Source organism: Nocardia sp. NBC_00403 (assembly GCF_036046055.1).
GTDB lineage: Bacteria > Actinomycetota > Actinomycetes > Mycobacteriales > Mycobacteriaceae > Nocardia.
Genome location: NZ_CP107939.1, coordinates 8,098,178 through 8,121,600 on the forward strand (window position 1 = coordinate 8,098,178; position 23,423 = coordinate 8,121,600).

The following is a 23,423-nucleotide window of genomic DNA, read 5'->3' on the forward strand; positions in this document are numbered from 1 at the left end:
CGACTGCACAGCGATTTCCAGGCAAAACCCGTGGGTAGCGCGGCACTTGTCGGTGGGCTGCGGTAGAAATCCGGTCAACCGAGAAACGGGGGAATACATGACGCAGAGCCGAGCGGGAGCCGCCCGATGACGGCACCGTGGACCGAGGAACAGGTCAGCGCGCTGGCACCGGACGCGAGCTCGCTGTCGGCCGCACGCAAGCTCGCCGGACGCTGGCACGGCGCGGGGTATCACGACACCGCGCTGTGGGGCCTCTGCAAGGGCAGCGGCGCCAAGCCGTATCAAACGATCGTCGATCTGGCCGGTCCGGCGTACAAGTGCTCGTGTCCCAGTCGCAAGTTCCCGTGCAAACACGCGCTGTCGCTGCTGCTGAGCTGGTCGGGCGGGTCCGTCGAAGAGGCAGCGCAGATCGCCGATTTCGCCACCGACTGGATCACCGGCCGCGCCACTCGCGCTGCGGCGAAACCAGCTGGAGAAACCGCCGCGCGCACGCCGAATCCGGCCACGGCCGAGCAACGGCGGGTGCGGGTGACCGCGGGGCTGGAGGAACTCGATATCTGGCTCGGCGATCAGGTACGCACCGGGCTCGCCCAGAGCGATCGGTCCTTCGGGGCGTTCGAGGCGATCGCCGCACGGATGGTCGACGCACAGGCGCCCGGTATCGCCTCGGCGCTGCGGCAACTGCCTGCCACGGTGGTGACCAGCGCGGATTGGCCGGACCTTGTCCTGCGTGAATTCGCGCGGCTACACCTGCTTGTCGCCGCGCATCGTCGCATCGACGACATGTCGCCCGCATTGGCGGCGAGCATCCGCTCCCACATCGGCTATCCCGCACCGGCCGAGAGCGTGCGCGACGAGCCTGCTGTTCGCGACAGCTGGATGGTGCTCGGCGTCCGCACCAGCGAGGAGGAACGGCTCTACACGCGGCGAAGCTGGCTGTACGGCAGGGAAAGCCGGCGCTGGGCGCTGCTCGTCGAGCACTCCTTCGGCACACCGAGTTTCTCCGCGGAGGTGCCCGCCCCCGGCATGATGGCCGACGCGCACCTGCACTACTACCCGGGGGCCGCGCCATTGCGCGCACTGTGGGGCGAACGGCACGGTCCCGCAGAACCATTCACCACCTTCCCGGTCGCAGCCGAAGCCGGCAGCATCACCGCCGCGCTCGATGCGCACGCACGGGCGCTCGGCGCGGATCCGTGGCTGCGGTCCTGGCCGATCCTGCTCACCGACGTCGTACCGGTACCCACCGAAAATGGTTGGTATATAGCGGAATCCGGCGGTGCGGCGGTACCGGTTGTGCCGATCGAGCAGCCGTGGCGGCTACTCGGCGTGTCCGGCGGTCATCCGGTGACGCTCGCCGCGGAGTGGACTGCCGATGGCCTTGTCCCGATCTCGGCATTCACCGCGGGCGAAATCGTCGACGTGAGCGGCCAGGGACTCACCGCCCGCAGCGCCAGGAATTCGGCTGCGACGCAGTCGCAGAACGCCGCAGACCTGACCTCCGTCGCATTGCTGGGCACCGCGCGCCGCGCTCCGGACCCGGCCCGGCTCGATCCACCGGTCGCGGCCGCGGCGGCCGAGCTTCGCTCCGAGCCCGCACTGCTGCTGCTCGAATCTGCCGCACTGCGTGACACTTTCGCGCGCGGCGGGGTGGCAGCGGGCACCGCTACCCCACCCGAACCCGCCGAGGACGACACCCGGCGACTACTGCCGAGGCTCGCGGCGTCCCGGCTGTCGCGCATGGTGGCCGACCGGTCACCGTTTCTCGCGGAATGGTTCGCCGCGGCCGCGCCGTACGACTACCGCGCCCCCGATGCACTGTGCGGGCTATTACTGGAACACGCGAAAACGAACGCCGAGCTGCGCGAACCCCTTTTGCGCCTGGCCGGTGCGCGCGGTCGCTGGTTGGCGATACAGCATCCGGAGTGGCGAAATCTGGTGCGGCACAGTACGACAACTCCGACTGCGGAGGTATGGCAGTTCGGCAGGCCGCCCGAGCGGCGGGACTGGCTCACCGATCTGCGCCGCCGCGACGCGGCCGCCGCGCTGGCGGCGCTGACCGCGGCGTGGCCGAAGGAATCCGGCCCGCTGAAAGCGGAGCTGCTCGCCGTCCTCGCCGACGGGATTTCAGCGGCCGACGAGGCGCTGCTCGAGACGGCGTTGGACGATCGCCGCGCCGACGTCCGCCGCACCGCCGCCGGACTGCTCACCCTGCTGCCCGACTCGGCGTTCGCCCATCGGATGACGCGGCGCGCGACCCAATGGTTGGCCACGATCTGGGCCCCTGCCGAAAACAGCTCGCTCCGTGCGCATCTCACCATCGAGCTGCCCGACGAACTCGACACCGCGGATCACCGCGACGGCATCGCCGACCGCACGGTGGAGTTCACCTACCGGTGGGGCGGCGGACCCGACGTCACCGCGGGCCGCGTCCGCCAGCTCGTCGCCGCGACGCCGCTGACGCACTGGGCGGCAGCGCTGGGTACGCCGGAGCGGGTGACGCAGGCCGCCATCGCAGACCGGTTCCGGCAGCCGGTCTTCGACGGCTGGGTCGATGCCACACTGGCGCAGCACGATCCGGCGTGGGCCCATGCCCTGTTCAACGCCGGCGTGCCGTCCGATCTCGCCATGCTGCGCCGCCGTGAGCTCTTCGCGCTGCTGCCGCTCGCCGACCGGACCACGCACCTACTGCAGCTGGACGGATCGTGGCTCTCGGAGATCGAGGCACTGTTGCCCGCTATGGGGCACCCGTGGCCGGAACCGTTGGCCCAGCATCTGATTCTGCTGCTGTTCGAACGCGCGCGCGCCGCGTACCAGCCGCCGGGGACCAACCGCCCCGGCGCACACGGCGCGACGCCGAGCGCACACCGGTCACTGCTCGCCGCAGCGGCCACACACCTGCCGCTCGTCGCGGCCCCTGCGGTCACCGTGGTGGCCCGCCGTTGCGACGATCCCGGCTGGGAGCAGGCCTTCAACCAACTCGCCCACGACCTCAACCACCGCTCGATGATGCTCGAGGAGTTGCAGTGACCACCACCACCGTGTCCACCGAAGACACCACACCGGACCTGTTACGCCCCCACGCCGAACAGGCATACGCCCACGAACTGCGGGCGCTGACCGCCATCGACGACCGCCCGCGCCCGCCCTCGTGGCGGCTCTCGCCCTGGGCGGTGGTCACCTATCTGCTCGGTGGCACGCTCGACGACGGCACCGTGATCACTCCGAAGTACGTCGGCCCGCGCCGACTCATGGAGGTCGCGGTGGCCACCCTGGCGACCGACCGGGCGCTGCTGCTGCTCGGTGTGCCAGGCACGGCCAAAACCTGGGTGTCGGAACATCTTTCGGCTGCCATCTGCGGCGAGTCGACACTGCTGGTGCAGGGCACCTCCGGCACCGCGGAAGAAGCGATCCGCTACGGCTGGAACTACGCGCGACTGCTGGCAGAAGGGCCGAGCGAAGGCGCGATGGTGGCTTCGCCGGTGATGACCGCGATGAGTCGCGGCGCGATCGCCCGCATCGAAGAACTCACCCGCATCCCCTCGGATGTGCAGGACGCGCTGATCACCGTACTGTCGGAGAAGACGCTGCCGGTTCCCGAACTCGGCACCGAGGTGCAGGCCGCCAAGGGCTTCAACGTCATCGCCACCGCCAATGACCGCGACCGCGGCGTCAACGACCTGTCCTCGGCACTGCGCCGCCGCTTCAACACGGTGGTGCTGCCGCTGCCTGCCAGCGAAGACGACGAGGTCGCCATCGTCACCCGTCGCGTGGAACAACTCGGCTCCGCGCTGGAACTGCCCACCATTCCCGCCGCCGCCGAGGAAGTGCGCCGCGTCGTACGCATCTTCCGCGAACTGCGCTCCGGCATCACCGCCGACGGCCGCACCAAGCTCAAGTCCCCGTCGGGCACCCTGTCCACCGCCGAAGCAATCTCGGTCATCACCAACGGCATCGCCCTGTCCGCACACTTCGGCGACGGCATCCTGCGCGCCTCCGACATCGCGGGCGCCGTCCTCGGCTCGGTCATCAAGGACCCGGTCTCCGACGCCGTCGTCTGGACCGAATACCTGGAAGCCGTCGTCCGCGAACGCCCCGACTGGTCCGATTTCTACCGCGCCTGCCGCGACGTGAACGGGTGAGCCACACCCCGAATCGGCGCAGCTCGGTGCTGCGACGGCCGGGATGTGCACACGAACACAGATATTCGACCCGAGGTAGCAGGGTGACTCACACATACGTCGACACCGATACACACCCGGAAACCACAAGCCACACGGGATACATCCGCGCATGCGGGCAACCGCACGAAATCGGTGCGCACAGCCCGGCCGGCGCGGCACGGAAACAAGGGGTAGCACCGTGATCCAGACGTATCCAGGCGCTGACACCAACGGACACGCGGACACGAACGTGCAGGGCGGTGACGGACCAGTGACGCGAGTATTCGGCATCCGCCATCACGGGCCGGGTTCGGCCAAGTCGCTGCGCGCGGCGTTGGAGGCATTCCGGCCCGATGCGATCCTGATCGAAGGTCCTGCGGATGCCGATCCGCTGGTCGGTTATGTCGCCGCGGACGGGATGGCACCGCCGGTGGCGCTGCTCGCCTATGTGCCGGACACGCCGGCCAAGGCGGCGTTCTGGCCGTATGCGGTGTTCTCTCCGGAGTGGCAGGCGCTGGGGTATGCGGTGGAACACGGTGTGGCCGTGCGGTTCTGCGACCTGCCCGCCACCACCGTGCTCGCCCGCGACGACGAACCCGGTGATCACATCGACCCACTCGCCGAGTTGGCCGCGGCTGCTGGATACGACGACGCCGAACGCTGGTGGGATGCGGTGGTCGAATCGGCAGCCGACTCCACCGCTTTCGAGGCGATCACGGAAGCGATGGGAGCAATCCGCGATGCCGCCGCCGCAGGAACGCTCGGCGCCCGGACCGACTACAACGGAGAGCCGACCGAAGACGGCGCACACGAAAGCGGCTCGGTTGCTGTCGAATCGGAGATCGCGCCACGAGTGCCCGTCGCGATCGACGAGCACACCCTGCGGCGTGAGGCGTACATGCGGCAGACGATGCGCAAGGCGCTCAAGGACGGAGCGCGACGGCTCGCGGTGGTCTGCGGTGCGTGGCATGCGCCCGCGTTGGTCGGCAAGCTCGGACCGGCGGCAGCGGATATGCGGCTGCTCAAGGGGTTGCCGAAGGTGAAGGCCACCGTGACCTGGGTGCCGTGGACGCATTCACGGCTGGCCTCGGCATCCGGTTATGGCGCGGGCATTACCTCGCCGGGCTGGTATCACCATCTGTTCACTCAGACCGAGCAACCCATCGCCCGGTGGCTGACCAAGGTGGCCGGGGTGCTGCGGGCGCATGATCTGCCGGTCTCGAGTGCACACATCATCGAATCCGTCCGGCTGGCCGAGACTCTCACCGTGCTGCGTGATCGTCCGCTTGCCGGGCTTTCCGAGGTCACCGAGGCGGTGCGTTCGGTGATGTGCGCGGGCGACGAGACGATGGTCCGGTTGATCGCCGCCGAACTCGTCGTCGGCGAGGCGCTCGGCGCCGTGCCGGAGGGCACGCCCACCGTGCCGCTCGACGCCGATCTGCGGGCCAAGATCAGAACACTGCGCATGAAGCAGGAGGCCGTATCGCGGACCCTCGATCTGGACCTGCGCAAAGAACGGGAGGTCGATCGTTCCCGGCTGCTGCATCGGCTGCGCCTGCTCGGCATCGGCTGGGGCACACCGACCACCGGGGAGGTGCGCAGCACCGGCACCTTCCGGGAAACCTGGACACTGGAATGGCGGCCGGAGTTCGCGGTCTCGATCATCGAGGCCTCCCGCTGGGGCACCACCATCCGCACCGCCGCCGAGTCGAAGATCCTCGATCTGGCCAACCGCGACGGCAGCACCGTCGCCGACCTCACCGCCGCGCTGGAAACGGCACTGCTGGCCGACCTCGGCGGCGCCACCGACGGCCTCATCTCCCGACTGGAATCGGTTGCGGCACTGGACCACGACGTGAGCCACCTGCTCGCCGCCCTGCCGGGTCTGGTCCGCACCCTGCGCTATGGCGATGTGCGCGGCACCGACACCAAGGCGCTCATCCACGTCGCCGACGGTTTGCTGGTACGCATCTGTGCGGGCCTCCCCGGCGCGGTCACCGGGCTGGACGCCGACGCCGCCGAGCAACTGCGCAGCCTCCTCGACGCAGCCCACACCGCCATCCACACCAGGGACGACGGCTGGGCCACCAAGGAGTGGCTCGCGGCGCTGCACCGCCTCGCCGACCGCGACGATGTCCACGGCGCGCTGGTGGGCCGCGCCGTCCGGCTACTCTGCGACGCGGGCATCATCGATGAAACAGAGTCCGCGCGGAGGCTATCCGCCGCACTGTCGATCGGTAACACCGCCGCTGCGAAGGCCGCCTGGATCGACGGTTTTCTCGGTGGACGCGGTCTCTTGCTCGTCCACGACCGAGAGTTGCTGCGCCTCATCGACGATTGGCTGCGCGAACTCGGCGACGACCAGTTCGTCGAGACACTCCCACTGCTGCGCCGCACCTTCGGCGCTTTCGAATCGGGAGAACGCCGTGCCATCGGCCAGGCCGTCCGCGACGGCGGCGCATTCCAGACCGACAACACCGACAGCACATCCTTCGACGTAGACCGGGGACTGATCGCCATGCGCACGGTCGCCGAGATTCTGGGGGTCGCCGGATGAAGTCCTCAGCACCACAACAATCTCGGGACACGCGCCTCACTCGCGCCGCCCGAATCACCCCTCGCAGCACCTGGCCCGCTCGCAACACCCGAAGCACCATTCCCAGCACCCAACCCACCCAAACCACGGGCGACACCCCAACGACCGCTCACAACACCCGATCCGCGAGCGACACCAGAACCATCGTGAAGCCGCCGGATGAACCCTCGCAGCGGTATGTCCGTCGCGCGAACACCTCCGACTCGGGCACCAGCACTTCGACCTACTTGACCACACAAATGCGGACCATCGACTTCCCCGGAGTACCTGGATGAACGATATCGATGAAACACACTCCCGGCGTTGGCGTTTGGTGCTCGGCACCGCTGCCGAACCGAGCCTCGGCGGCCTCGGGTCCGGCGACGATCAGGCGATGGACGCGGCGTTGTCGGCCCTATACAACACCGACGACACCACGTCGTCCGGCAAACGTGCGGCGGGCCTCGGCGGCTCGGCGCCGAAAGTCGCTCGCTGGCTCGGCGACATCCGCACCTATTTCCCTTCTACGGTCGTGGAGGTCATGCAGCGCGACGCGGTCGACCGGCTGAACCTGACACAGCTGCTGCTGGAACCCGAGCTGCTGGAAGCGGTGGAGCCCGACGTCCACCTCGTCGGCACGCTGCTGAGTCTCAATGGCGTAATGCCCGAAACCACCAAGGCGACAGCGCGAATGGTGGTGGAGAAGGTCGTCCGCGAGATCGAGCAGCGCATCGCCGCACACACGCTCGCGGCCGTCTCCGGCGCGCTGAACCGCGCCGCCCGCATCGGCCGCCCACGCCTGCGCGATATCGACTGGGACCGGACCATCCGCAAGAACCTCGCGCACTACCTGCCCGAACACCGCACCGTGGTGCCCGAACGCCTCGTCGGCTACGGCCGCAAAGCCCAGGCGGTGCGCCGTGATGTGGTGCTGGCCATCGACCAATCCGGCTCGATGGCCTCGAGCGTGGTCTACGCATCGGTGTTCGGCGCGGTCCTCGCTTCGATGCGCGCGCTGAAGACGTCCCTGGTCGTCTTCGACACCGAAGTCGTCGACCTCACCGAACAACTCGCCGACCCCGTAGACGTCCTGTTCGGCACCCAGCTCGGCGGCGGCACCGACATCAACCGCGCCATCGCCTACTCCCAGTCACTCATCACCCGTCCCGCCGACACCCTGTTCGTCCTCATCTCCGACCTCTACGAAGGCGGCATCCGCAACGAAATGCTCCGCCGCGTCAATGCCATGAAGGAATCCGGCGTCCAGGTAGTAGTCCTGCTGGCCCTCTCGGATGAAGGAGCCCCCGCCTTCGACCACGACAACGCCGCCGCCCTGGCCGCCCTCGGCGTCCCCGCCTTCGCCTGCACCCCCAACAAATTCCCCGACCTCTTGGCATTGGCCCTGGACCGAGGCGACATCCAATCCTGGGCCAACACCAACGCGGGCCAACCCTGACTCCCCCACGCCCGGAACAACACCGAGCGCCTCCTCGAGGTAGGTCACGGGCAGGCGGGTGACTTCTCGCCGGCGACGGCCAGCTGCTGGCAGGACCACACGCTGTCCAACCGCCAACTGCCGTCGACGGCTTCGAATCCGATGATCATCGGCACGGTTTTCTGTGGGATGGCTGCGCGCGTGGTGGCGTACATGACTCCGTCACCGTGGTCGGTCGTCTTGTCTACGGTGACTGCGACGCCCACGTAGGCACGCGCGATCTTGGTAATCAATTCGGGATCCTTGTCGTCGCCCATAGCCCGCAGTTTGTCAGCGGCGGGAACCGTCGGATCCAGTGCGTTGCGGAGCTGATCGGTCAGCTCGGCCGGCGACGGGACCGGTGGGGCCGGACTCCTCGACGGGGCGTCGAGGCGCGGAACCGTCCCCGGATACAGTCGTGCCACAACGTCCTGCCAGATGGACGCGGCGCTGATGGGCAGCAGGCTCCCGTAGGACGGCTCGTACTGGTTCGCGACGACCGCGACACTGACCTTACGATCGGGCAGGTACATGGTTACCGCTGTATATCCGAGCACCGAACCGGTATGCCCCAGCCACGAACCCAACGGCATCAGACCGAGGCCGTAGCTCATCGGCGCACCGAACGCGGTCCCGGAGATGAAAGCCGTTCGCGCCCGCAGAGTTTCGGGCCGCAGAAACTGCCCCTGGACCAGCATCGGCGCGTAGGCGGCGAGATCGGTCACCGTGGAGGTCATGGAGCCGGCCGCGCCCCAGATCGATGGCGGGGTCCGCACCGTGACGTCGGTACGAACATCCGCGTTGTAGGCATAACCCCGGCTGTCCGGCGCGGACAACGCCCCGTCGCTCGGATAGACCGTATCGGGCAACCCGTAGTCCCGCGCGAGATCGTTGATCACATCGCGTAACGGGCGTCCCGTGGCGCGTTCCAGCACCAGGCCGAGCAAGAAGAACTCCGAATTCGAATAGCTGGTGCGGATATTCGGCGGCTGCGTTTTGTCCGGGTGCGTCCTGATGACGCGCAGCGTGTCGTCGGTCGTCCATTCGCGGTCCGGCACCGCTGCCAACAGCTGCGGCGCGAACTCGGCATCGACGCCGAAATCGTAGACGCCGCCACGCATCCCGAGCAGATCGTGCAAGGTGATGGTGTCCCCGTTGGGAATGCCGTCGACGTAGTTGCTCAGCCGATCGTCAAGCAACAGCTTGCCGTCGTCGGCGAGCCGCAGCACCGCGGTGGCGGCGAAGGTCTTGGTGATACTGCCGATCCGGTAGTGGTCGCGCACTTCGGCCTTGCGACCGGTGCCGATGTCCGCGAAACCGTAGGCGCGACTGAAGGTTCCACGCTCAGGATCGACGATCGCCACGGCCGCGCCGGGTATCAGACCCGCGTCGATGTCGGCCTGCACGATCCGGTCGATCGTGCGCACCAGATCCTCGGGAAACGTTGCGGCCCGGTCAGGTTTCGCGCCGCCGCATCCGGCCACGAGCAGCAGAGCCGAGACCGACGCTGCCCCCAGTGCTCGCACCCACCGGTTCCGCCCACTTCGATTGCACCGAGTCATGATCCCCCCAACTGCATACGCCCGTCCACGAACGCGTGACTCCGCACGTTAGCAGCAGAACGCGATGGCGGGCTCTCGGTGTTGCCGCAGTCATGGGCCAGCCGTGGGCCAGCCGTCTTCGCCGACCTGGGAGAGGGTGCCGTCCGCATGGTGGAGTATCGCGGGACTGTCGTCGGGGGCGAGGGCGAGCTTTTGGGGAGTGTCCTCGTAGAAGAAGGCGAGTAGGGCTGCTACCGACGGCGCGAGTTCGACTCGCCGAGAGTGGATTTCGAATATCCGGCTAGCCCTTCGTACCCGAGGCAGGCAGATCGGATGTGTCGAGCAGGGCGTGCCAGTAGTCCTCACGCACTGCGTCCCACAGATCGAGGTAGCCGGGGAAGGCGTCACGAACCGTCGCCAGATCCGGCGGCGCCAACTCGTCGAACAACACCAACCCCGGCGCTCCCAGAGGCAACGGTTCCCTGCCCGGCCATCGATAGGCAGGGGAAGCATCGGCCCGATCCTGAACCCGCAGGATGCGAGCCCCCGAACGCAGTAGCCGCCAGGTGGCAACCTTCCGGCCATCGGGTGATTCGCTGGTGCGCAACCGTTCTCGGCGCATCACCCCGCCTCCCGGTTCGTGCGCCCGATGCCGGGGGACGCCACACCCCGGCACCGGGACGATTCGGCGAGCACGGGCTGCTCCGCCCACTCACGTAGGGCGTACGCGAAGCGCTCGACCAGCTCGGCCGTCACGCCGACGTATGCGGTTGGTGGCCCGGTGAACGGGTCTCGTTGCGGAAGCTCACTATTCGGCATCTGCCGACCTCCGGGATTCGCCTGCGGCTGGGTGCGCCCGGCCCCTGACAACTCCTGACGAAGGGGAAGGGAGAGTCATCCCGGGCGCACAACCAGCACACCACCGAACGAGCGAAATGGCTTTGCCAGGCTGAACATTTCAAGAAACTGCCCTAAAACGCCTGAGGGGCTGCCAAACTGGCACAACTGGATTGCCAGACTGAACATGCCGGATTGCCAGGCTGAACACGCAGGGGTGATTGGATGGCCGACGAAGGTTCCCGGAAGGCGCTCCCGCGCCGTCAGTTGGGCCGATACTTGCGCGCGCAGCGCACCGCCGAGAAACTGACTCTCGCGGACGTCGCGAAGTCCATGGAGTGGAGCATCAGCAAGCTCGGCCGTATCGAGCGCGGGGAAGAGGGCAAGATTCGGAAAGCAGACGTCCAACAACTCTGCGACATTCTCGGCTTCACCCCCGAGCGGACCGCCGTGATGGTTGGTCTCGCCCAACAGGCTGACGTCAAGAGTTGGTGGCACGCCTTCGGCGATCTGATCCCCGATGGGTTCGTGATGTACGTGGATCTGGAGTGGGCGGCCCATGAGATGACGATCTATCGGCCGGACCTGGTTCCCGGCTTGCTACAAACAGCCGCCTATGCCCGAGCGCTTGATCGAATCTACTTCCCCCATGACTCCGAGGAAGAGCAGGAGGGCCGTGTCCGGCTGCGTATGGAACGGCAGGCGATAATCAGCCGCAAGACTCGGCCAACCAGAGTGGATGTCGTTCTGCACGAATCGGTTCTGCACACCGTCGTGGGCAGTCCGGCAACCATGGCGGCCCAGCTCCGCCACCTCGCAGACATGAGTACCAAAGACAACGTCGGCGTTCGGGTGCTGCCGTACACCGCCGGAGTTCCGATTGGAGTACCAATTGGGCCGTTTGTGATCCTGGACTTCAAGCCAGACGAGGGCGGCGTCACTGAGCCGCCGGTAATCTACGTCGAGAACTTCACCGGCGACATGTACCTTGAACGTGGGCCGGATGTGGAGAGCTACCGTAGGGCGTCGACAACGATCCAGCGCGCAGCGCTGGACGCTGTGAGTAGCCGGACCAAGCTTCGGAACGTAGCAAGGGAGTTTCTGTCGTGACCGTTGATCTTTCCGGGGCGCACTGGTTCAAGAGCAGCCGTAGCTCAGGGGGCAAGGAGTGCGTCGAAGTCGCATTCCTCGATCGCGGTCATGTCGGTATTCGTGACTCGAAGAACCCGACCGGCCCGGCGCTGGTCTTCACCCCCAGCGAGTGGGACGCCTTCACCGCAGGCGTGAACGACAGCCAGTTCGACCACCCCTAACCTTCGCTGACAACGCAAATCCCCAGCTCATTTGTGCTGAGCTGGGGCATTTCTCGCAGTTCGGCCCGCCCGGTTCGGGCAGGCCGCCTGCGTGAGATCGTTCGGCGCACATCGTTGGGATGACAATGGCAGCCGCTCGCGGAGGCCCCGAACTCCGCTGAATCTCTACCAAACTGGTCTTGGCCCTGGACTACACCGGTCCCGGGCCAACACCTGCACAGCCAACACAGATCCGACGGTCAGTATCCCGCCGACAAACTCACCATGCCTTTGATCGCGTCGATGAACTTGTAGCCCATCCCCATGATGGCATCGAGAGCACCACTGCCGAACCCCTTTCGAGACTGGTCAACAAAATCGGACAGCCGAGTGTTCGGCCCGCGTCGAGATCGGTACGCGGGCACATGATCTCCGTTGTGTGACAGTCGGTCACACAACCGGCGGCGCGATCATCTGGTGATGGCTACTGTCGATTCCACCGGGCCCATCACGCCCCAGGCGGTCGCCGATTCCGGCACCACGAGCGGGTGTATCGCCGCCGCTGCCGCGAGCAGTGTGATCGCGACGATGGCGTCGAGCCAGTAGTGGTTACCGGTGCCGACCACCACCAGGGTGGTGATCACCGGATGCGCCAATGCCAGCCAGCGCCATGAGGTTCGGGTCGCGGCGACCACGGCGAAGGCGAGCAGCAGCGCCCATCCGACATGCAGTGACGGCATTGCCGCGAACTGATTCGACAGGCCGCCGGAATCAGGTGCGCCGTAGACCGATTGGCCGTGGATGGCGGCGAGGTCGACGAATCCGTACTGCGGCAGCATGCGCGGCGGCGCGAGTGGCATCAGCACATGCACCACGAGCGCGCCGCCGGTCAGCGCCACCATCAAGTTGCGGGTCCACCGGTAGTGCTCGGGCCGGAAAGTCCACAGCCACAACAGCACCGCGACCGCAACGGTGAAATGCGCGGTGGCGTAATAAAAATTCGCGGGCACCGCGAGAAAACTCCGGTCGACGAAGATCGCCTGCACCGTCGTCTCCTCCGGCAGTCCGAGCCGGTCTTCGAAACCGAGTATGGCGTGCGCATTGCCCATCGCGTGCATCGTGTCGTCGGCGGTGAACATGCGACCGACCCGATAGGCCAGATACAACACGGTGATCAACGCGAGCTGCCCGATCGCCTCACCGCCTCTGCCGTGCACCGCGGCCCGCACCCGTTCGGCCCGTTCGGCGAGCGCGGGCGGAAAACTCACGCTGGGACCACCGAAACCCACTGCCACCATCGCCAGCGGCTCCCTTCCTCATCGAAGCAGGCCGCCATCTACAATTAAGTGGAGTAACAACCTCCGTTTACCGTAGCATCACCATCCGATGCAATTCACCGCTGTGTGACCGGAGAGACAAAGTTCCGGTCCTGGTGCGAAGCCCAGCGCATCGGCTACCTGATGACCGTGCCACGCAACCAGATCATCGCGAGCTGCACCCGCGCCGATCACCGTGTCGCACAATCACCTTCGGATGCATGGAAACAACTCAGCTGCGGTGCGGGAGCGAAAGGACCACGCAAGTTCGACTGGGCGGTGGCCTCGCTATTGGCCCCCACAGTCCGGCCGCGCCGCCATCTGGCGGTGGTCACTCTGGCGACGGCGCCACCAATACCGGGCCGAACAGGCCCACTACCAGCGGCGACATCGATTACAAAACTAAGTGCGGCTGGAGTACCGGCGCCGTTCGACGGAATGACCGCAGCCGATCCCTAGTCGGCGCGGCGCACGTGAGCCGGCGGGAGGATCTCCTACCCCGAACCCACCGTGCCGCAACCGGTTCCCGGCTCATATGGTGAGGGTGACGTCCGCTCCGCTGAACAGCAGGTCGGGCTTGCGCGTGTTCGCCGATGTCACCTCTTCCGACAGACGCGCCCGTGGCGCGAGTTCGCGCAACTCACGCAGGAACACCTCGACCGCCAGGTTGGCCAGTTGCTTACCGGGGCAGATGTGCTTGCCGAACCCGAAGGTCAGCGGCAGCTTGCCGCCACCACGCAGATCCAGCGGGTTCCGGAATGCCGCCGGATCGCGATTGGCGGCGGCGAACATGACCAGCACGGGCCCCGCCGCGAGTTCCGTGCCGCTGCGCAGGGTCATCGGTCGGACCGCGCGACGTTTCCATGCCACCAGGCCGGGGTCTAGTTGGAGCACCTTGACGGCGACCTGCGCGGCGGTGTTCTGATCCGCGAGCAGATCCCACCACTCCCGGCCCGGGTCACTCAGCAATCGCTGCACGCCCTGCTGAATGCTGCCGCTCACGGTGTGCACGCCTGCCGCAAGGGAATTCGCCATGGCGGACACGGCGACGCGACGGGGAACGCCCGCGTCGCGCAGGCGGCTCGCGAAGCCGGTCACCCGGTGGCGCCGGCTGCGCTCGACGGCCTGGTTGCTCACCGTGAACAGCTGGCCGAGCGCCCCCACCGCCTCGGCCAGTTCGCGGCCACGCATCCGACGGCCGAGCAGCCCGGATTGCGCACCGCTCCACACCGCCACCTGCGGCCAATCCGCTGAGGGTAGGCCGACCGCGGCACCGCCGACGCGCGCGGCGTAGGCGATCGACAGTGCCGTCACGTCCAGCCGCGACACGACCCCCTCATCGAGGCCATGCAGCGCATGGTGAAAGTGCTCCACCATGGCCTCGATCCGCTGTGGCCGCTCGTCTCGCGAAATCGTGAAATGCCCTGCCGGACCGGCCATGGTGTCCCACACCTGTTTGTGCAAGGTGTCGTCGGTCAGGTTTGCGGTCGCCTTGGCAGGCAGTGGAACCAGGTGCCGGAAGAAATGCGGAATTGCCTGTGGTGTGCCCGCGATTCGCGGGAATCCCACCAGCGGATCAAGCGAATTCCCGTTGGAGAGGGCGGGATCGGCCGCCTCCAGTACGTCGCGCACGTCGTCGTACTTCCAGAGCATCCGCAGACCGGAGGAATGGAGATAGGTCTGATCAGGCCAGTCGTGCAGGCGCTCGTACCGTTCGTCGCGTTCCTTGAACGACAACTCATTCGAAGTTTGCTCCGCAAACGGAAATTCCGCGACCATCCCGTGCACCTGCCGACCATCAAGGACCGCTGTAACCCGCACGATGCTACGTGGTCGCTATGTCGATGTCGCCGATGAGGACAGTGATCAGTGAATCGAGTGCACCGGCACCGCCCGATGTTTCGGCCATCAGATGCCGGGCGGCGCGGGCGAGTTGCAGCTGGCCCTCCTGGATCCGGGAACGATCTGTTCGTTCGCGTTCATCAGCGCCATGATGTCGCGGTGGTCGAGTCGGTGCTGGTAGATCTGATGTGTTACTCGGCCGGGACTGCGGCGACGCGGCGGTGGCGCGTCCATCCGCGGACGCCGATGGCCATGGGCGCCAGGACGGTGAGGAACCCGGACACGGGCTCGAATACGAGACCGAACGCAGTGAGAACAGCGGTTGCGGCGAGGATCGGCGCTGGCACGTAGCCGCGGGTTCGCTCCGCATCGATCACGGCGATCCCGAAGCAGACGGCGGCGACTCCGAACGCAGTGAACCAGAACGAGAGCTCGGCCTGCTCGCGACCGGCCGCCCATATGGCAACACCGAGCACGGTGTGGGCCGATCCGATGAAGACGAGCAAGGCGCCCATGAGCGGGAACCTAGTTTTTGAATCCATATTCCGAAACCTTGCCTTAAGCTGTCCCGCGTGGCAAGACCCCGGCGATTCACCGATGATCAGGTCCTCGACGCGGCGCGCGATCTGCTCGCCGATCCGGCGACGACCCGGCCGAGCATCGCCGCGATCAGCGCCGCCTCCGGCATCCACACCGGGTCGATCTACGTGCGCTTCGCCTCCCGCGAAGAGTTGCTCGCCCGGCTGTGGCTGCGCTCGATCCGGCGCTTCCAGATCGGGATCATCGCCGCTCTCTCCGGGCCCGACCCGCTACTCGCCGCCGCGATGTACCTGACGCGGTACTGCCGTGAGCACCCCACCGAAGCCCGCGCGATGAAGATGTTCCGGCGCAACGAACTGCTCGAAGTGGGCCCTGAGGAACTGCGCGCCGATATCGCCGCGGTCAACGACCGAATGGACGACGCGCTGCGCGCCGCCGTCGTCGCGGAGTTCGGCGGCGTCGATGAGCACCGCATGGCGATCGCGGTGGCCGCCGTCAAAGCCATTCCCTATGGGCTCGTCCGCGAGTACATCGCGACCGCGATGCCCATTCCGGACTGGGTCGACGACGTCACCGCCACCGCGACGGCCGCCGTTGTCCACAAGTTGAGCCCGACCGGCCGGTAGGTCTGCCAGTACCGAGTGCCATTGCGGTGCTGAGTGACACCGGCCGTCAGGGCGAAAAGCCCTACAGATCCGCAATGGCCGCCAGCGGTGGCGTGCGCGCGGCTCGGATGCCGGGCCACAGGGCCGCGAGGACGCCGACGACAGCCGAGCACACCAGGACGAGCACCAGCTGATTCCACGGGATCGCGATCTGATCGATGCCCAGGTCGCGCAGGGTGCGCAGGAATCCGACACCGAGCCCGAGGCCGAGCAGCATGCCGACGATCGCGCCGAACACCGCGATCAACATCGATTCCAGATAGATGGTCCTGCGCACCTGGGCACGCTGCATTCCGACCGCGCGCAGCATGCCGATCTCGCGACGGCGCTCCACCACCGACAGGGCCAAGGTATTGACGATGCCGAGGATCGCGATCACCACCGCGAGCGCGAGCAGGCCATAGAGGATCGCGAGCAGCGTGTTGATCTGCTTGCCCTGCGCGCCCTTGAACTCCTCCGGGTCCTGGACCTGAACGACCACGAATTGCTCGGTCGCCTTTTCCAGGTCGGTGCGCATCTCGGTGAGGTCCGCGCCGGGCTTGGCCTTGATCAGCATCAGGAAATTGGTGCGGAAGTTGATCGGCATGGTCTCGTCGTACAGCTTGGGCGAGACCACCATCGGGCCGAGCAGCGGAGTCTTCTTGTAGATGCCCGTCACGGTCAGCTGAATCTTCTTCCCGTCCAGACTGACCACGGTGACCTGATTGCCGACCTTCCAACCCCGCTCGTCGGCCTCGTCCTCCGAGACCAGCATGTCGTGGTCGCCGAGGGTGTCGGTGCCGCGAATCACGTCGTAATTCAGCACACGGTCGAGCGGCCCGTCCGGCGAGGTGCCGATGAGCTGATCGTCGCCGACCTTCAGGCCGACGCCACGAATCCCGACCACATCGGCCACCTGCGGCACCGACTTGCGCACCGCGTCGCCCGCGCCGAGCGGCACCCCGATCAGCTGCGGCCCGGCCAGCACGTAGTCGGCGTTCACGCCCTTGTCGACCAGCACACTCACACTCGCCTTCGCCGATGCGCCGAGCATGCCGATCGCGGTCACCAGCATCAGTCCGAGGGTGAGCGCGAAAGCCGTTGCGGCCGTTCGACGCGGATTGCGTGCGGCATTGTTGCGTGCCATCCGCCCGATCGACCCGAACGGGCGAATCAGCACACCGAGCACCGCGACCACCGGCCGCGACACCGCGGGCGCGGCGAGCAGTACGGCCAAGATCAGCGCCAGCGCACCGATGCCGACGGTCAACGCGGCATTGCCACCGGTGGATCGCGCACCGATCACCACGAGGACCACGCCTGCCACCGCCAGCACCGCACCACACAGGGTGCGCACCCGCAAGGAGTCACCGGCAGAAGCGAATTCCTCCCGCATCGCCTCGACGGGCGGGATTTTCGCGGCCCGCCGTGCGGGCGCATACGCGCTAACCAAAGTGACCAGCAGTCCGACGAGCATGCCGACCACGATCGTGCGCGGCCGCACCGCCATCGAACCGGTCGGCAAGCCGAGATCGAAAACATTGAGCAGCGCGGAAAGTCCGAACGCCAGACCGATGCCGCCCGCCAAACCGATGGCGCTGCCGATCAATCCGATGACGAAGGCCTCCGCAACCACCGAACGCCCGACCTGCTGCCTGCTTGCTCCCACCGCCCGCAGCAGTGCCAATTCGCGCAGCCGCTGGGCCACGATCATCGAGAAGGTGTTGTAGATGATGAACGTGCCGACGATCAGCGCGATCGCACCGAAGGCGAGCAGGAAGTAATTGATGAAGTTCAGCGCGTTGGAGATTTCCTTCTTCAGATCGGCGCGCACCTGCTCGCCGTTCTGCACCTTGTAGTCCTTCAAGGTGGTCGAAAGCTGGTCGCGCAGTCGGTCGCCCGGAATGCCCGCGGCGGCGATGTCGACGTAGGCGACGTGGGTGCCGTCGGTGAACAGCTTGCGCGCCTGGGTGTCGTCGAACAGCAGCCCGATGAAGCCGCCGGTATCGGAGGGCACCTGGTAGATACCGCTCACCGTGACGTCGATGGGTGGACCGTGCGACGGGATGAGGATCTTGGTCCTGTCCCCCACCTTCAGGCCGGCGCGTTCCGCGCCACCGGTGTTGATGGCCATCTCGCCTTCGCGCGCGGGCGGGGCGCCCTCGACGAATTTGTCCGGTTCGGCGACCGCCTTGTCCGGCGGCAGATACGACCGCCCGAAGGTGGGCGCGCCACCGGTCTGCACGGCCTTCTTGCCGTCCGGATACAGCAGCACCACAGGACCGTTCACGCTCGGCGCGACGGCCCGGACCCCGGCTGTCCCGGCGATCTGGTCCACCACGCTCTGCGGAACGCCGAGCGCCTGCCGTTCCTTGGGACTCACCCGAACATCGACGCCCTTGGCCTGATTGGCGAAGATCCCGTCGAAGGTGCGCTGCAGGGTGTCGGTGAACACGAACGAGCCCGCGATGAACGCGGTGCCGAGCACCACCGAGAGCACAGTCAGTGCCAACCGCACCTTGTGCGCGGCGAGATTGCGCAAGGCCACCTTGCGCATCGGACTACCGGCCATTACTGCTGCCCCTGCCTAGTGTGGGAGACCGAGTAGGACTGTCTCGCACTCACGCCTGCTCCAGTGCCTTCATCGTGTCGAGCACCGATTCCGCGGTGGGATCGCGCAGCTCGTCGACGATCCGTCCGTCGGCGAGGAAGATCACCCGGTCGGCGTAGCCCGCGGCGTGCGGTTCGTGGGTGACGATGACGACCGTCTGCCCGAATTCGTCCACCGCGGCCCGCAGGATGTTGAGCACCTCCTCGGAGGCACGCGAGTCGAGATTGCCGGTCGGTTCGTCACCGAAAATGATCTCCGGCTTGCCCGCGAGCGCACGCGCACACGCAACCCGCTGCTGTTGTCCGCCCGACAGCTCGCTGGGCCGGTGGGTGAGCCGGTCGGTCAGCCCGAGCCGCTCGAGCACCGTGTCCAGCCAGTCCTGGTCCGGCTTGCGGCCTGCGATGTCCAGCGGCAACGTGATGTTCTCCAGCGCCGTCAACGTCGGCACCAGGTTGAACGCCTGGAACACGAAGCCGATCCGGTCGCGCCGCAGCCGCGTCATCTGCTTGTCCGACAGCCCCGCCAGATCGGTGTCGCCGATCCGCACGGTTCCGGAACTGGCGCCGTCCAGACCTGCCAGGCAGTGCATCAGCGTCGACTTACCGGAGCCCGATGGCCCCATGATCGCGGTGAACTCTCCCTTCGCAAACTCGACCGATACGCCGTCCAGTGCCCTGACCTGCGTATCTCCCGACCCGTAGACCTTCATCAGGTCGATGGCGCGAGCCGCGACATCGGTCGCGGCCGCCAATTCGGCGGTGTCGGTATCCACAACGTGCGAAGTCATGCAGTCCAGTCTGTCTGCGATCGCGCCACCGCGCCATCGGGGAGAACCCCGATGACCTGAGTATCGATACGCCAGACGCGGGGCAGTCGCCCTACAAAAACGCCGGTTCGGTGTCGCGCAGTTGGTCGAGCATGGTGGTCAACGCGCCCGTGAGCCGGCCGGTATCGGTGGCAACCAGATCGAGGCCCGCCTCGGTGACAGCGCGGGTCATCGTCTGGTAGGTCAGCAGGCCGCGTCGGGTAGGAAAGACCAGGACGCGTCTGCGGTCGGTGTCGTCGACCTTGCGATGGACCAGGTTCTGGGCGATCATCGCGTCGATGAGCCTGGTCAGGCTGGCGCCGGTGAGCAGGGTTGCCTCGCCGAGATGTGACATCGGACGTCCGGTGCCTGCGGCGACCGCGGTCAGCACGTGCCAGCGCGCGACGGAGGTTTCGCCGAGACAGGTCGCGACGGCGCGGTCCAATTCCTGTGACGCCCGGCGTACCAGTCGCGCCAGCTCCTCCAAAGCGGCGGGGGCAGTGCTATCGTCCACCGCAGCACTATATCCAACGCCGTATGGTATTGATTCAAATGGAAATATATACGGTGATTCCCTTGCCGCTCTCGGGTTTTCGTGGCCGTTGCGACACCGTGGACATTGCACTGGTGGTGCCGCTGAGCGGACCGGCGGGCTTGTTCGGCCTCCCGCGGCTTGTACACGCCAGTGGCTATTTCGAGAGCGTGGTCTCCGCCGCCAACGTGCCGGCCGAACTGACCTCCTGACCTCGAGCGGTCCCAGCCGATCGGCCGTCGTGCGCTGAATCGACCGCGCCACACCACGATCGACTCGGGATTCGGCCCCGCGCGCCACCCGCTGACGTACCGGTTCGCGGCTCGCGACGGAACCATTCGAATTGAGGCTTGGCATTTTCACCTCCGATCCCGATACTGACTCTCTGGGGCACGGCCCACGGGGGGCCGGTAGGAGGTACGGGGTGGCCACACACGCGGCCCTCGCGAGGGCGCATGCGAATGCGGTTACACGGAGGAGCATTAGGCATGCCTTTGAGGGCAGGTGAGGTTTTCGCGGACTACCGCATCGTTCGCCAGCTCGGAGCGGGCGGTATGGGGTCGGTGTACCTGGCGCGGCATCCGCGGCTGCCGCGCCAGGATGCGCTGAAGGTCCTGACCGAAGGCGCGAGCGTGGACAGGGAGTTTCGGGCCAGGTTCATCCGTGAGGCCGAATTGGCTTCTCGGCTCGCACATCCCAATATCGTCGCGATCCACGATCGTGGTGTGTTCGAGGATGTCCTCTGGATCGCCATGCAGTTCGTCGAAGGCGGTGACGTGGCGCAATTGGTGCGCCAGGGACCACTGGCCCTGCCACCGGAACGCACCGTCCACATCATCGGCGAGGCCGCGCGCGGCCTGGACGCGGCACACGCCGCAGGACTGCTGCATCGGGATGTCAAACCCGCCAACATTCTGGTCGCACCAAGACCGGGCGCACCCGACCGAGTGCTGGTGACCGACTTCGGTATCGCCCGCGCCGCAGGCGAATCGACGGTGCTGACCGCCGCGGGTGAGGTGCTGGCCACGGTCGCATACGCGGCACCGGAGCAGATCAGCGGCAGCGGCGCCATGGATCAACGTGTCGATGTCTACGCGCTGGGCGGCACGCTCTATCACATGCTCACCGGCACAGCACCTTTCGCGCGTACGACACCGACCGCGGTGATGCACGCGCATCTGGTCGAGCCGCCGCCCCGCCCGAGCGCCGTGAATCCCTCGCTGCCACCGCAGTTCGATGCGGTGATCGCGCGCGCGATGGCGAAGAACCCCGATGTCAGGTACCCGAGCTGCGGCGCCCTCGCCGCGGCCGCGTTCGCCGCACTGCGCGGTGAGTTGACGGAATCCGTTCCGACACCGGCGCCGCCACGACCACGTCGACGCACCAAGCTCGCCATTGTGATCGGTGCGGCGATTTGCGCGGTGGCGCTCGCGATCGTGGCAACGACCTGGGCGGTGACCTCGGATGACTCGGGCTCCAGCGCGTCGACTGTCGCGGCGACGACTTCGCCGAAGCGGACCGCTCCCGCCGTCGTCGACGACAAGGGACCGTGGGGTCCGTATGGCTACATGATCGCGGCCTTCCCCGACCTGCTGCCACGCACACCGATCGGCCTCGGCCATCAGGGCCTCAGATGTATTGCCGCCGACCCCGGCGGAGTCCCACGGCCCCTCGATGCGAAGTCGACTTTCGGGTGGCTGAGCTGCAACGGGGATGGGGATCCGCTCGCGGCTCTCGAGGTCTATTGCGTGTCCAGCCACATACCGTTCCGCACCGCGCCACCCAAGTACGTCACAAAACTGGGCGAACAGCGATGGACGCGGGGTTCGGCAGTGGGCGACGTGAGCTGGGGCGACACCGCCGACCGAGATGGCCGACCCAGAGGCACGCTCGAGATCAACTTCGATACCCCGGACCGCAACTTCTGCAACATCACGGCATACAGCTATGAGGAGTCGGGCCAAGCGCTGTACGAAAGGTGGTGGCCGGATGCACCGCTGTAGCCGCAGGACAGACGCGCTACGGGCAATCGCGGCAACCGTCCTCATCATCGGCCTACTGTCCGGATGCGGCGAGACACCGGGTATCCCACGAGCCCACATCCCGGATCTGAACGCATTGGACGTCGGAGAGTTCGGGACCGATCCGCTCGCAGAACCACGCAATGACAAGGACAGCTACGGCCACATTCTCGAGTCGGCGCGGATGGCCGACGCCTTGGTCCACCCCACTGACATCGATCGTGCTTTCACGTTCGGCTCGCCCTCGTTGCTCCCGAGACCCGGTGACACCACAGGGATTCTCGCCGAAACAGCCCTTCCGGTGCTGAAGAAGCACCGGATGCTTGCCGGGTACAGCATCCGCGGCACCGACCGTGAAGGCGAGGCCGGGCGGACAGTCGGCCAAGCCAGGGCATTGCGCCTTTCGGTCCTTCGTCTTCCCGACGAGGCGGCGGCCCGCAACGCCGCGCAAGAGATCGAGTCGGCCGATTTCGCCGTCAGTCCCGACAACGTCGCCGTCGCGATACCCGAATATGCCGGTGCACACAGTCATTGGCGACCACTGGTGCCGACGCTCGGCACGGTAGTTGCCCATGGGCCCTTCGTCGTTGCGATTTTCGCGGGCCTCCCGACCATTGATCTGCCCGCCTTGACCGCCTTGACCACTGCCGCGCTCAAAGCAGAACTGCCTCGCCTCGACCGCTTCGTGTCCACGCCTGCCGACAAACTGTCCACGCTCCCGCTCGACCGCGAGGGCATGCTGCGCCGAATACTGCCCGCACAGCACGGCAAGTGGCCATACCCCACCGTCACCAGGGTCGACATCGGAACAGTCGCCGGATACGGTGGCGCCCACTTCGAATCGGGTGTGGTCCTCGGACCCGGCGGCGCCGATCACTGGACACGGGGCGATGCGGCGGATACGAGCAAGCCCGATCCAGCCGAGATCGAGAGCCTCGCCGCCGTCGAGCACCGCCGGCTGCTGCGTATGCCAAATGCCGTCAAGGCGCGCAAGTATTTCGAAGGCAAAGCCGAAGCGATCGCCAGAGACTTCGAGTCCATCGCGCCGCCCGACCAGGTTCCCGACACGGCATGCGTGCGCCAGAAGAGCCCTGGATCATCCGACATCTATCTGTGCATCGTGCGATACGGCAGATATGTGGCCACCGTGCTCGACCCACAAGAGAAGACCGTCAAGCAGATGACCGCCGCGCAGTACGCCCTACTAGTGAACAACGACTAGGGGTCGCA

Annotated in this window: 19 protein-coding genes; 10 read left to right on the forward strand and 9 right to left on the reverse strand. The window is 66.7% G+C overall.

What is annotated here, in order from left to right; all coding sequences use genetic code 11:
* The first annotated feature begins 126 nt into the window (after positions 1 to 126).
* From OHQ90_RS36415 to OHQ90_RS36430, 4 genes are all read left to right on the forward strand, one after another.
* Positions 127 to 3,030, forward strand: coding sequence for an SWIM zinc finger family protein (locus OHQ90_RS36415; protein ID WP_328405442.1), 2,904 nt, complete (start codon positions 127 to 129; stop codon positions 3,028 to 3,030).
* A complete protein-coding gene (locus OHQ90_RS36420; protein WP_442941259.1) occupies positions 3,027 to 4,142 on the forward strand; it encodes an ATP-binding protein in 1,116 nt (371 codons plus the stop codon). The genes OHQ90_RS36415 and OHQ90_RS36420 overlap by 4 nt, the downstream gene beginning before the upstream one ends.
* A gap of 271 nt (positions 4,143 to 4,413) precedes the next feature.
* Positions 4,414 to 6,720 (forward strand): DUF5682 family protein, encoded by a 2,307-nt coding sequence (locus tag OHQ90_RS36425; protein WP_328413366.1) that lies wholly within the window; start codon positions 4,414 to 4,416, stop codon positions 6,718 to 6,720.
* A gap of 310 nt (positions 6,721 to 7,030) precedes the next feature.
* Positions 7,031 to 8,194, forward strand: coding sequence for a VWA domain-containing protein (locus OHQ90_RS36430; protein WP_328405444.1), 1,164 nt, complete (start codon positions 7,031 to 7,033; stop codon positions 8,192 to 8,194).
* Between the two features lie 44 nt (positions 8,195 to 8,238).
* On the opposite strand, the gene OHQ90_RS36435 is transcribed toward OHQ90_RS36430, so the two are convergent.
* The 3 genes from OHQ90_RS36435 to OHQ90_RS36445 form a co-directional block, all read right to left on the reverse strand.
* Positions 8,239 to 9,738 (reverse strand): serine hydrolase domain-containing protein, encoded by a 1,500-nt coding sequence (locus OHQ90_RS36435; protein WP_328405446.1) that lies wholly within the window; start codon positions 9,736 to 9,738, stop codon positions 8,239 to 8,241.
* Positions 9,739 to 10,054: 316 nt separating this feature from the next.
* The gene (locus tag OHQ90_RS36440; RefSeq protein ID WP_328405448.1) at positions 10,055 to 10,378 is read right to left on the reverse strand and encodes a hypothetical protein; all 324 of its coding nucleotides are present in this window, start codon (positions 10,376 to 10,378) and stop codon (positions 10,055 to 10,057) included.
* A complete protein-coding gene (locus tag OHQ90_RS36445) occupies positions 10,375 to 10,572 on the reverse strand; it encodes a hypothetical protein (protein ID WP_328405450.1) in 198 nt (65 codons plus the stop codon). The genes OHQ90_RS36440 and OHQ90_RS36445 overlap by 4 nt, the downstream gene beginning before the upstream one ends.
* A gap of 243 nt (positions 10,573 to 10,815) precedes the next feature.
* Between OHQ90_RS36445 and OHQ90_RS36450 the strand changes: the two genes are divergently transcribed.
* Positions 10,816 to 11,700, forward strand: coding sequence for a helix-turn-helix domain-containing protein (locus OHQ90_RS36450; RefSeq protein ID WP_328405452.1), 885 nt, complete (start codon positions 10,816 to 10,818; stop codon positions 11,698 to 11,700).
* A complete protein-coding gene (locus OHQ90_RS36455; protein ID WP_328405454.1) occupies positions 11,697 to 11,903 on the forward strand; it encodes a DUF397 domain-containing protein in 207 nt (68 codons plus the stop codon). Before OHQ90_RS36450 ends, OHQ90_RS36455 begins: the two co-directional genes overlap by 4 nt.
* A 449-nt stretch (positions 11,904 to 12,352) precedes the next feature.
* Here OHQ90_RS36455 and OHQ90_RS36460 read toward each other — a convergent pair whose 3' ends face one another.
* The 3 genes from OHQ90_RS36460 to OHQ90_RS36470 form a co-directional block, all read right to left on the reverse strand.
* Positions 12,353 to 13,180, reverse strand: a complete 828-nt coding sequence (locus OHQ90_RS36460) for a phosphatase PAP2 family protein (RefSeq protein ID WP_328405455.1) — start codon at positions 13,178 to 13,180, stop codon at positions 12,353 to 12,355.
* Positions 13,181 to 13,729: 549 nt separating this feature from the next.
* Positions 13,730 to 14,977: a hypothetical protein gene (locus OHQ90_RS36465; protein WP_328405457.1), complete on the reverse strand. Its 1,248-nt coding sequence runs from the start codon at positions 14,975 to 14,977 to the stop codon at positions 13,730 to 13,732.
* Positions 14,978 to 15,231: 254 nt separating this feature from the next.
* The gene (locus OHQ90_RS36470; protein ID WP_328405459.1) at positions 15,232 to 15,582 is read right to left on the reverse strand and encodes a DUF6463 family protein; all 351 of its coding nucleotides are present in this window, start codon (positions 15,580 to 15,582) and stop codon (positions 15,232 to 15,234) included.
* 30 nt (positions 15,583 to 15,612) lie between these two features.
* Here OHQ90_RS36470 and OHQ90_RS36475 point away from each other — a divergent pair, with 30 nt between their 5' ends.
* Positions 15,613 to 16,206, forward strand: a complete 594-nt coding sequence (locus tag OHQ90_RS36475) for a TetR/AcrR family transcriptional regulator (RefSeq protein ID WP_328405461.1) — start codon at positions 15,613 to 15,615, stop codon at positions 16,204 to 16,206.
* A 61-nt stretch (positions 16,207 to 16,267) separates the two neighbouring features.
* Here OHQ90_RS36475 and OHQ90_RS36480 read toward each other — a convergent pair whose 3' ends face one another.
* The 3 genes from OHQ90_RS36480 to OHQ90_RS36490 all read right to left on the reverse strand — a co-directional run bounded on the left by OHQ90_RS36480 (position 16,268) and on the right by OHQ90_RS36490 (position 20,154).
* On the reverse strand, positions 16,268 to 18,796 hold the full coding sequence (locus OHQ90_RS36480; RefSeq protein WP_328405463.1) for an ABC transporter permease: 2,529 nt from the start codon (positions 18,794 to 18,796) through the stop codon (positions 16,268 to 16,270).
* Positions 18,797 to 18,845: 49 nt separating this feature from the next.
* A complete protein-coding gene (locus tag OHQ90_RS36485; protein WP_328405465.1) occupies positions 18,846 to 19,622 on the reverse strand; it encodes an ABC transporter ATP-binding protein in 777 nt (258 codons plus the stop codon).
* Positions 19,623 to 19,713: 91 nt separating this feature from the next.
* A complete protein-coding gene (locus OHQ90_RS36490; RefSeq protein ID WP_328405467.1) occupies positions 19,714 to 20,154 on the reverse strand; it encodes a MarR family winged helix-turn-helix transcriptional regulator in 441 nt (146 codons plus the stop codon).
* Positions 20,155 to 20,177: 23 nt separating this feature from the next.
* Here OHQ90_RS36490 and OHQ90_RS36495 point away from each other — a divergent pair, with 23 nt between their 5' ends.
* The 3 genes from OHQ90_RS36495 (at position 20,178) to OHQ90_RS36505 (ending at position 23,415) form a co-directional block, all read left to right on the forward strand.
* Positions 20,178 to 20,384, forward strand: a complete 207-nt coding sequence (locus OHQ90_RS36495) for a hypothetical protein (protein WP_328405469.1) — start codon at positions 20,178 to 20,180, stop codon at positions 20,382 to 20,384.
* 276 nt (positions 20,385 to 20,660) lie between these two features.
* A complete protein-coding gene (locus OHQ90_RS36500; protein WP_328405471.1) occupies positions 20,661 to 22,175 on the forward strand; it encodes a serine/threonine-protein kinase in 1,515 nt (504 codons plus the stop codon).
* Positions 22,162 to 23,415, forward strand: coding sequence for a DUF7373 family lipoprotein (locus tag OHQ90_RS36505; protein WP_328405473.1), 1,254 nt, complete (start codon positions 22,162 to 22,164; stop codon positions 23,413 to 23,415). Before OHQ90_RS36500 ends, OHQ90_RS36505 begins: the two co-directional genes overlap by 14 nt.
* Positions 23,416 to 23,423 lie beyond the last annotated feature (8 nt).

Bases quoted from the DNA above. Each gene is read 5' to 3' on its own strand.
- OHQ90_RS36415 (WP_328405442.1), top strand. From the start codon at position 127: ATGACGGCACCGTGGACCGAGGAACAGGTCAGCGCGCTGGCACCGGAC.
- OHQ90_RS36430 (WP_328405444.1), top strand. From the start codon at position 7,031: ATGAACGATATCGATGAAACACACTCCCGGCGTTGGCGTTTGGTGCTC.
- OHQ90_RS36445 (WP_328405450.1), bottom strand. From the start codon at position 10,572: ATGCCGAATAGTGAGCTTCCGCAACGAGACCCGTTCACCGGGCCACCA.
- OHQ90_RS36450 (WP_328405452.1), top strand. From the start codon at position 10,816: ATGGCCGACGAAGGTTCCCGGAAGGCGCTCCCGCGCCGTCAGTTGGGC.
- OHQ90_RS36460 (WP_328405455.1), bottom strand. From the start codon at position 13,180: ATGGTGGCAGTGGGTTTCGGTGGTCCCAGCGTGAGTTTTCCGCCCGCG.
- OHQ90_RS36465 (WP_328405457.1), bottom strand. From the start codon at position 14,977: ATGGTCGCGGAATTTCCGTTTGCGGAGCAAACTTCGAATGAGTTGTCG.
- OHQ90_RS36470 (WP_328405459.1), bottom strand. From the start codon at position 15,582: ATGGATTCAAAAACTAGGTTCCCGCTCATGGGCGCCTTGCTCGTCTTC.
- OHQ90_RS36480 (WP_328405463.1), bottom strand. From the start codon at position 18,796: ATGGCCGGTAGTCCGATGCGCAAGGTGGCCTTGCGCAATCTCGCCGCG.
- OHQ90_RS36485 (WP_328405465.1), bottom strand. From the start codon at position 19,622: ATGACTTCGCACGTTGTGGATACCGACACCGCCGAATTGGCGGCCGCG.
- OHQ90_RS36495 (WP_328405469.1), top strand. From the start codon at position 20,178: ATGGTATTGATTCAAATGGAAATATATACGGTGATTCCCTTGCCGCTC.
- OHQ90_RS36500 (WP_328405471.1), top strand. From the start codon at position 20,661: ATGCCTTTGAGGGCAGGTGAGGTTTTCGCGGACTACCGCATCGTTCGC.
- OHQ90_RS36505 (WP_328405473.1), top strand. From the start codon at position 22,162: ATGCACCGCTGTAGCCGCAGGACAGACGCGCTACGGGCAATCGCGGCA.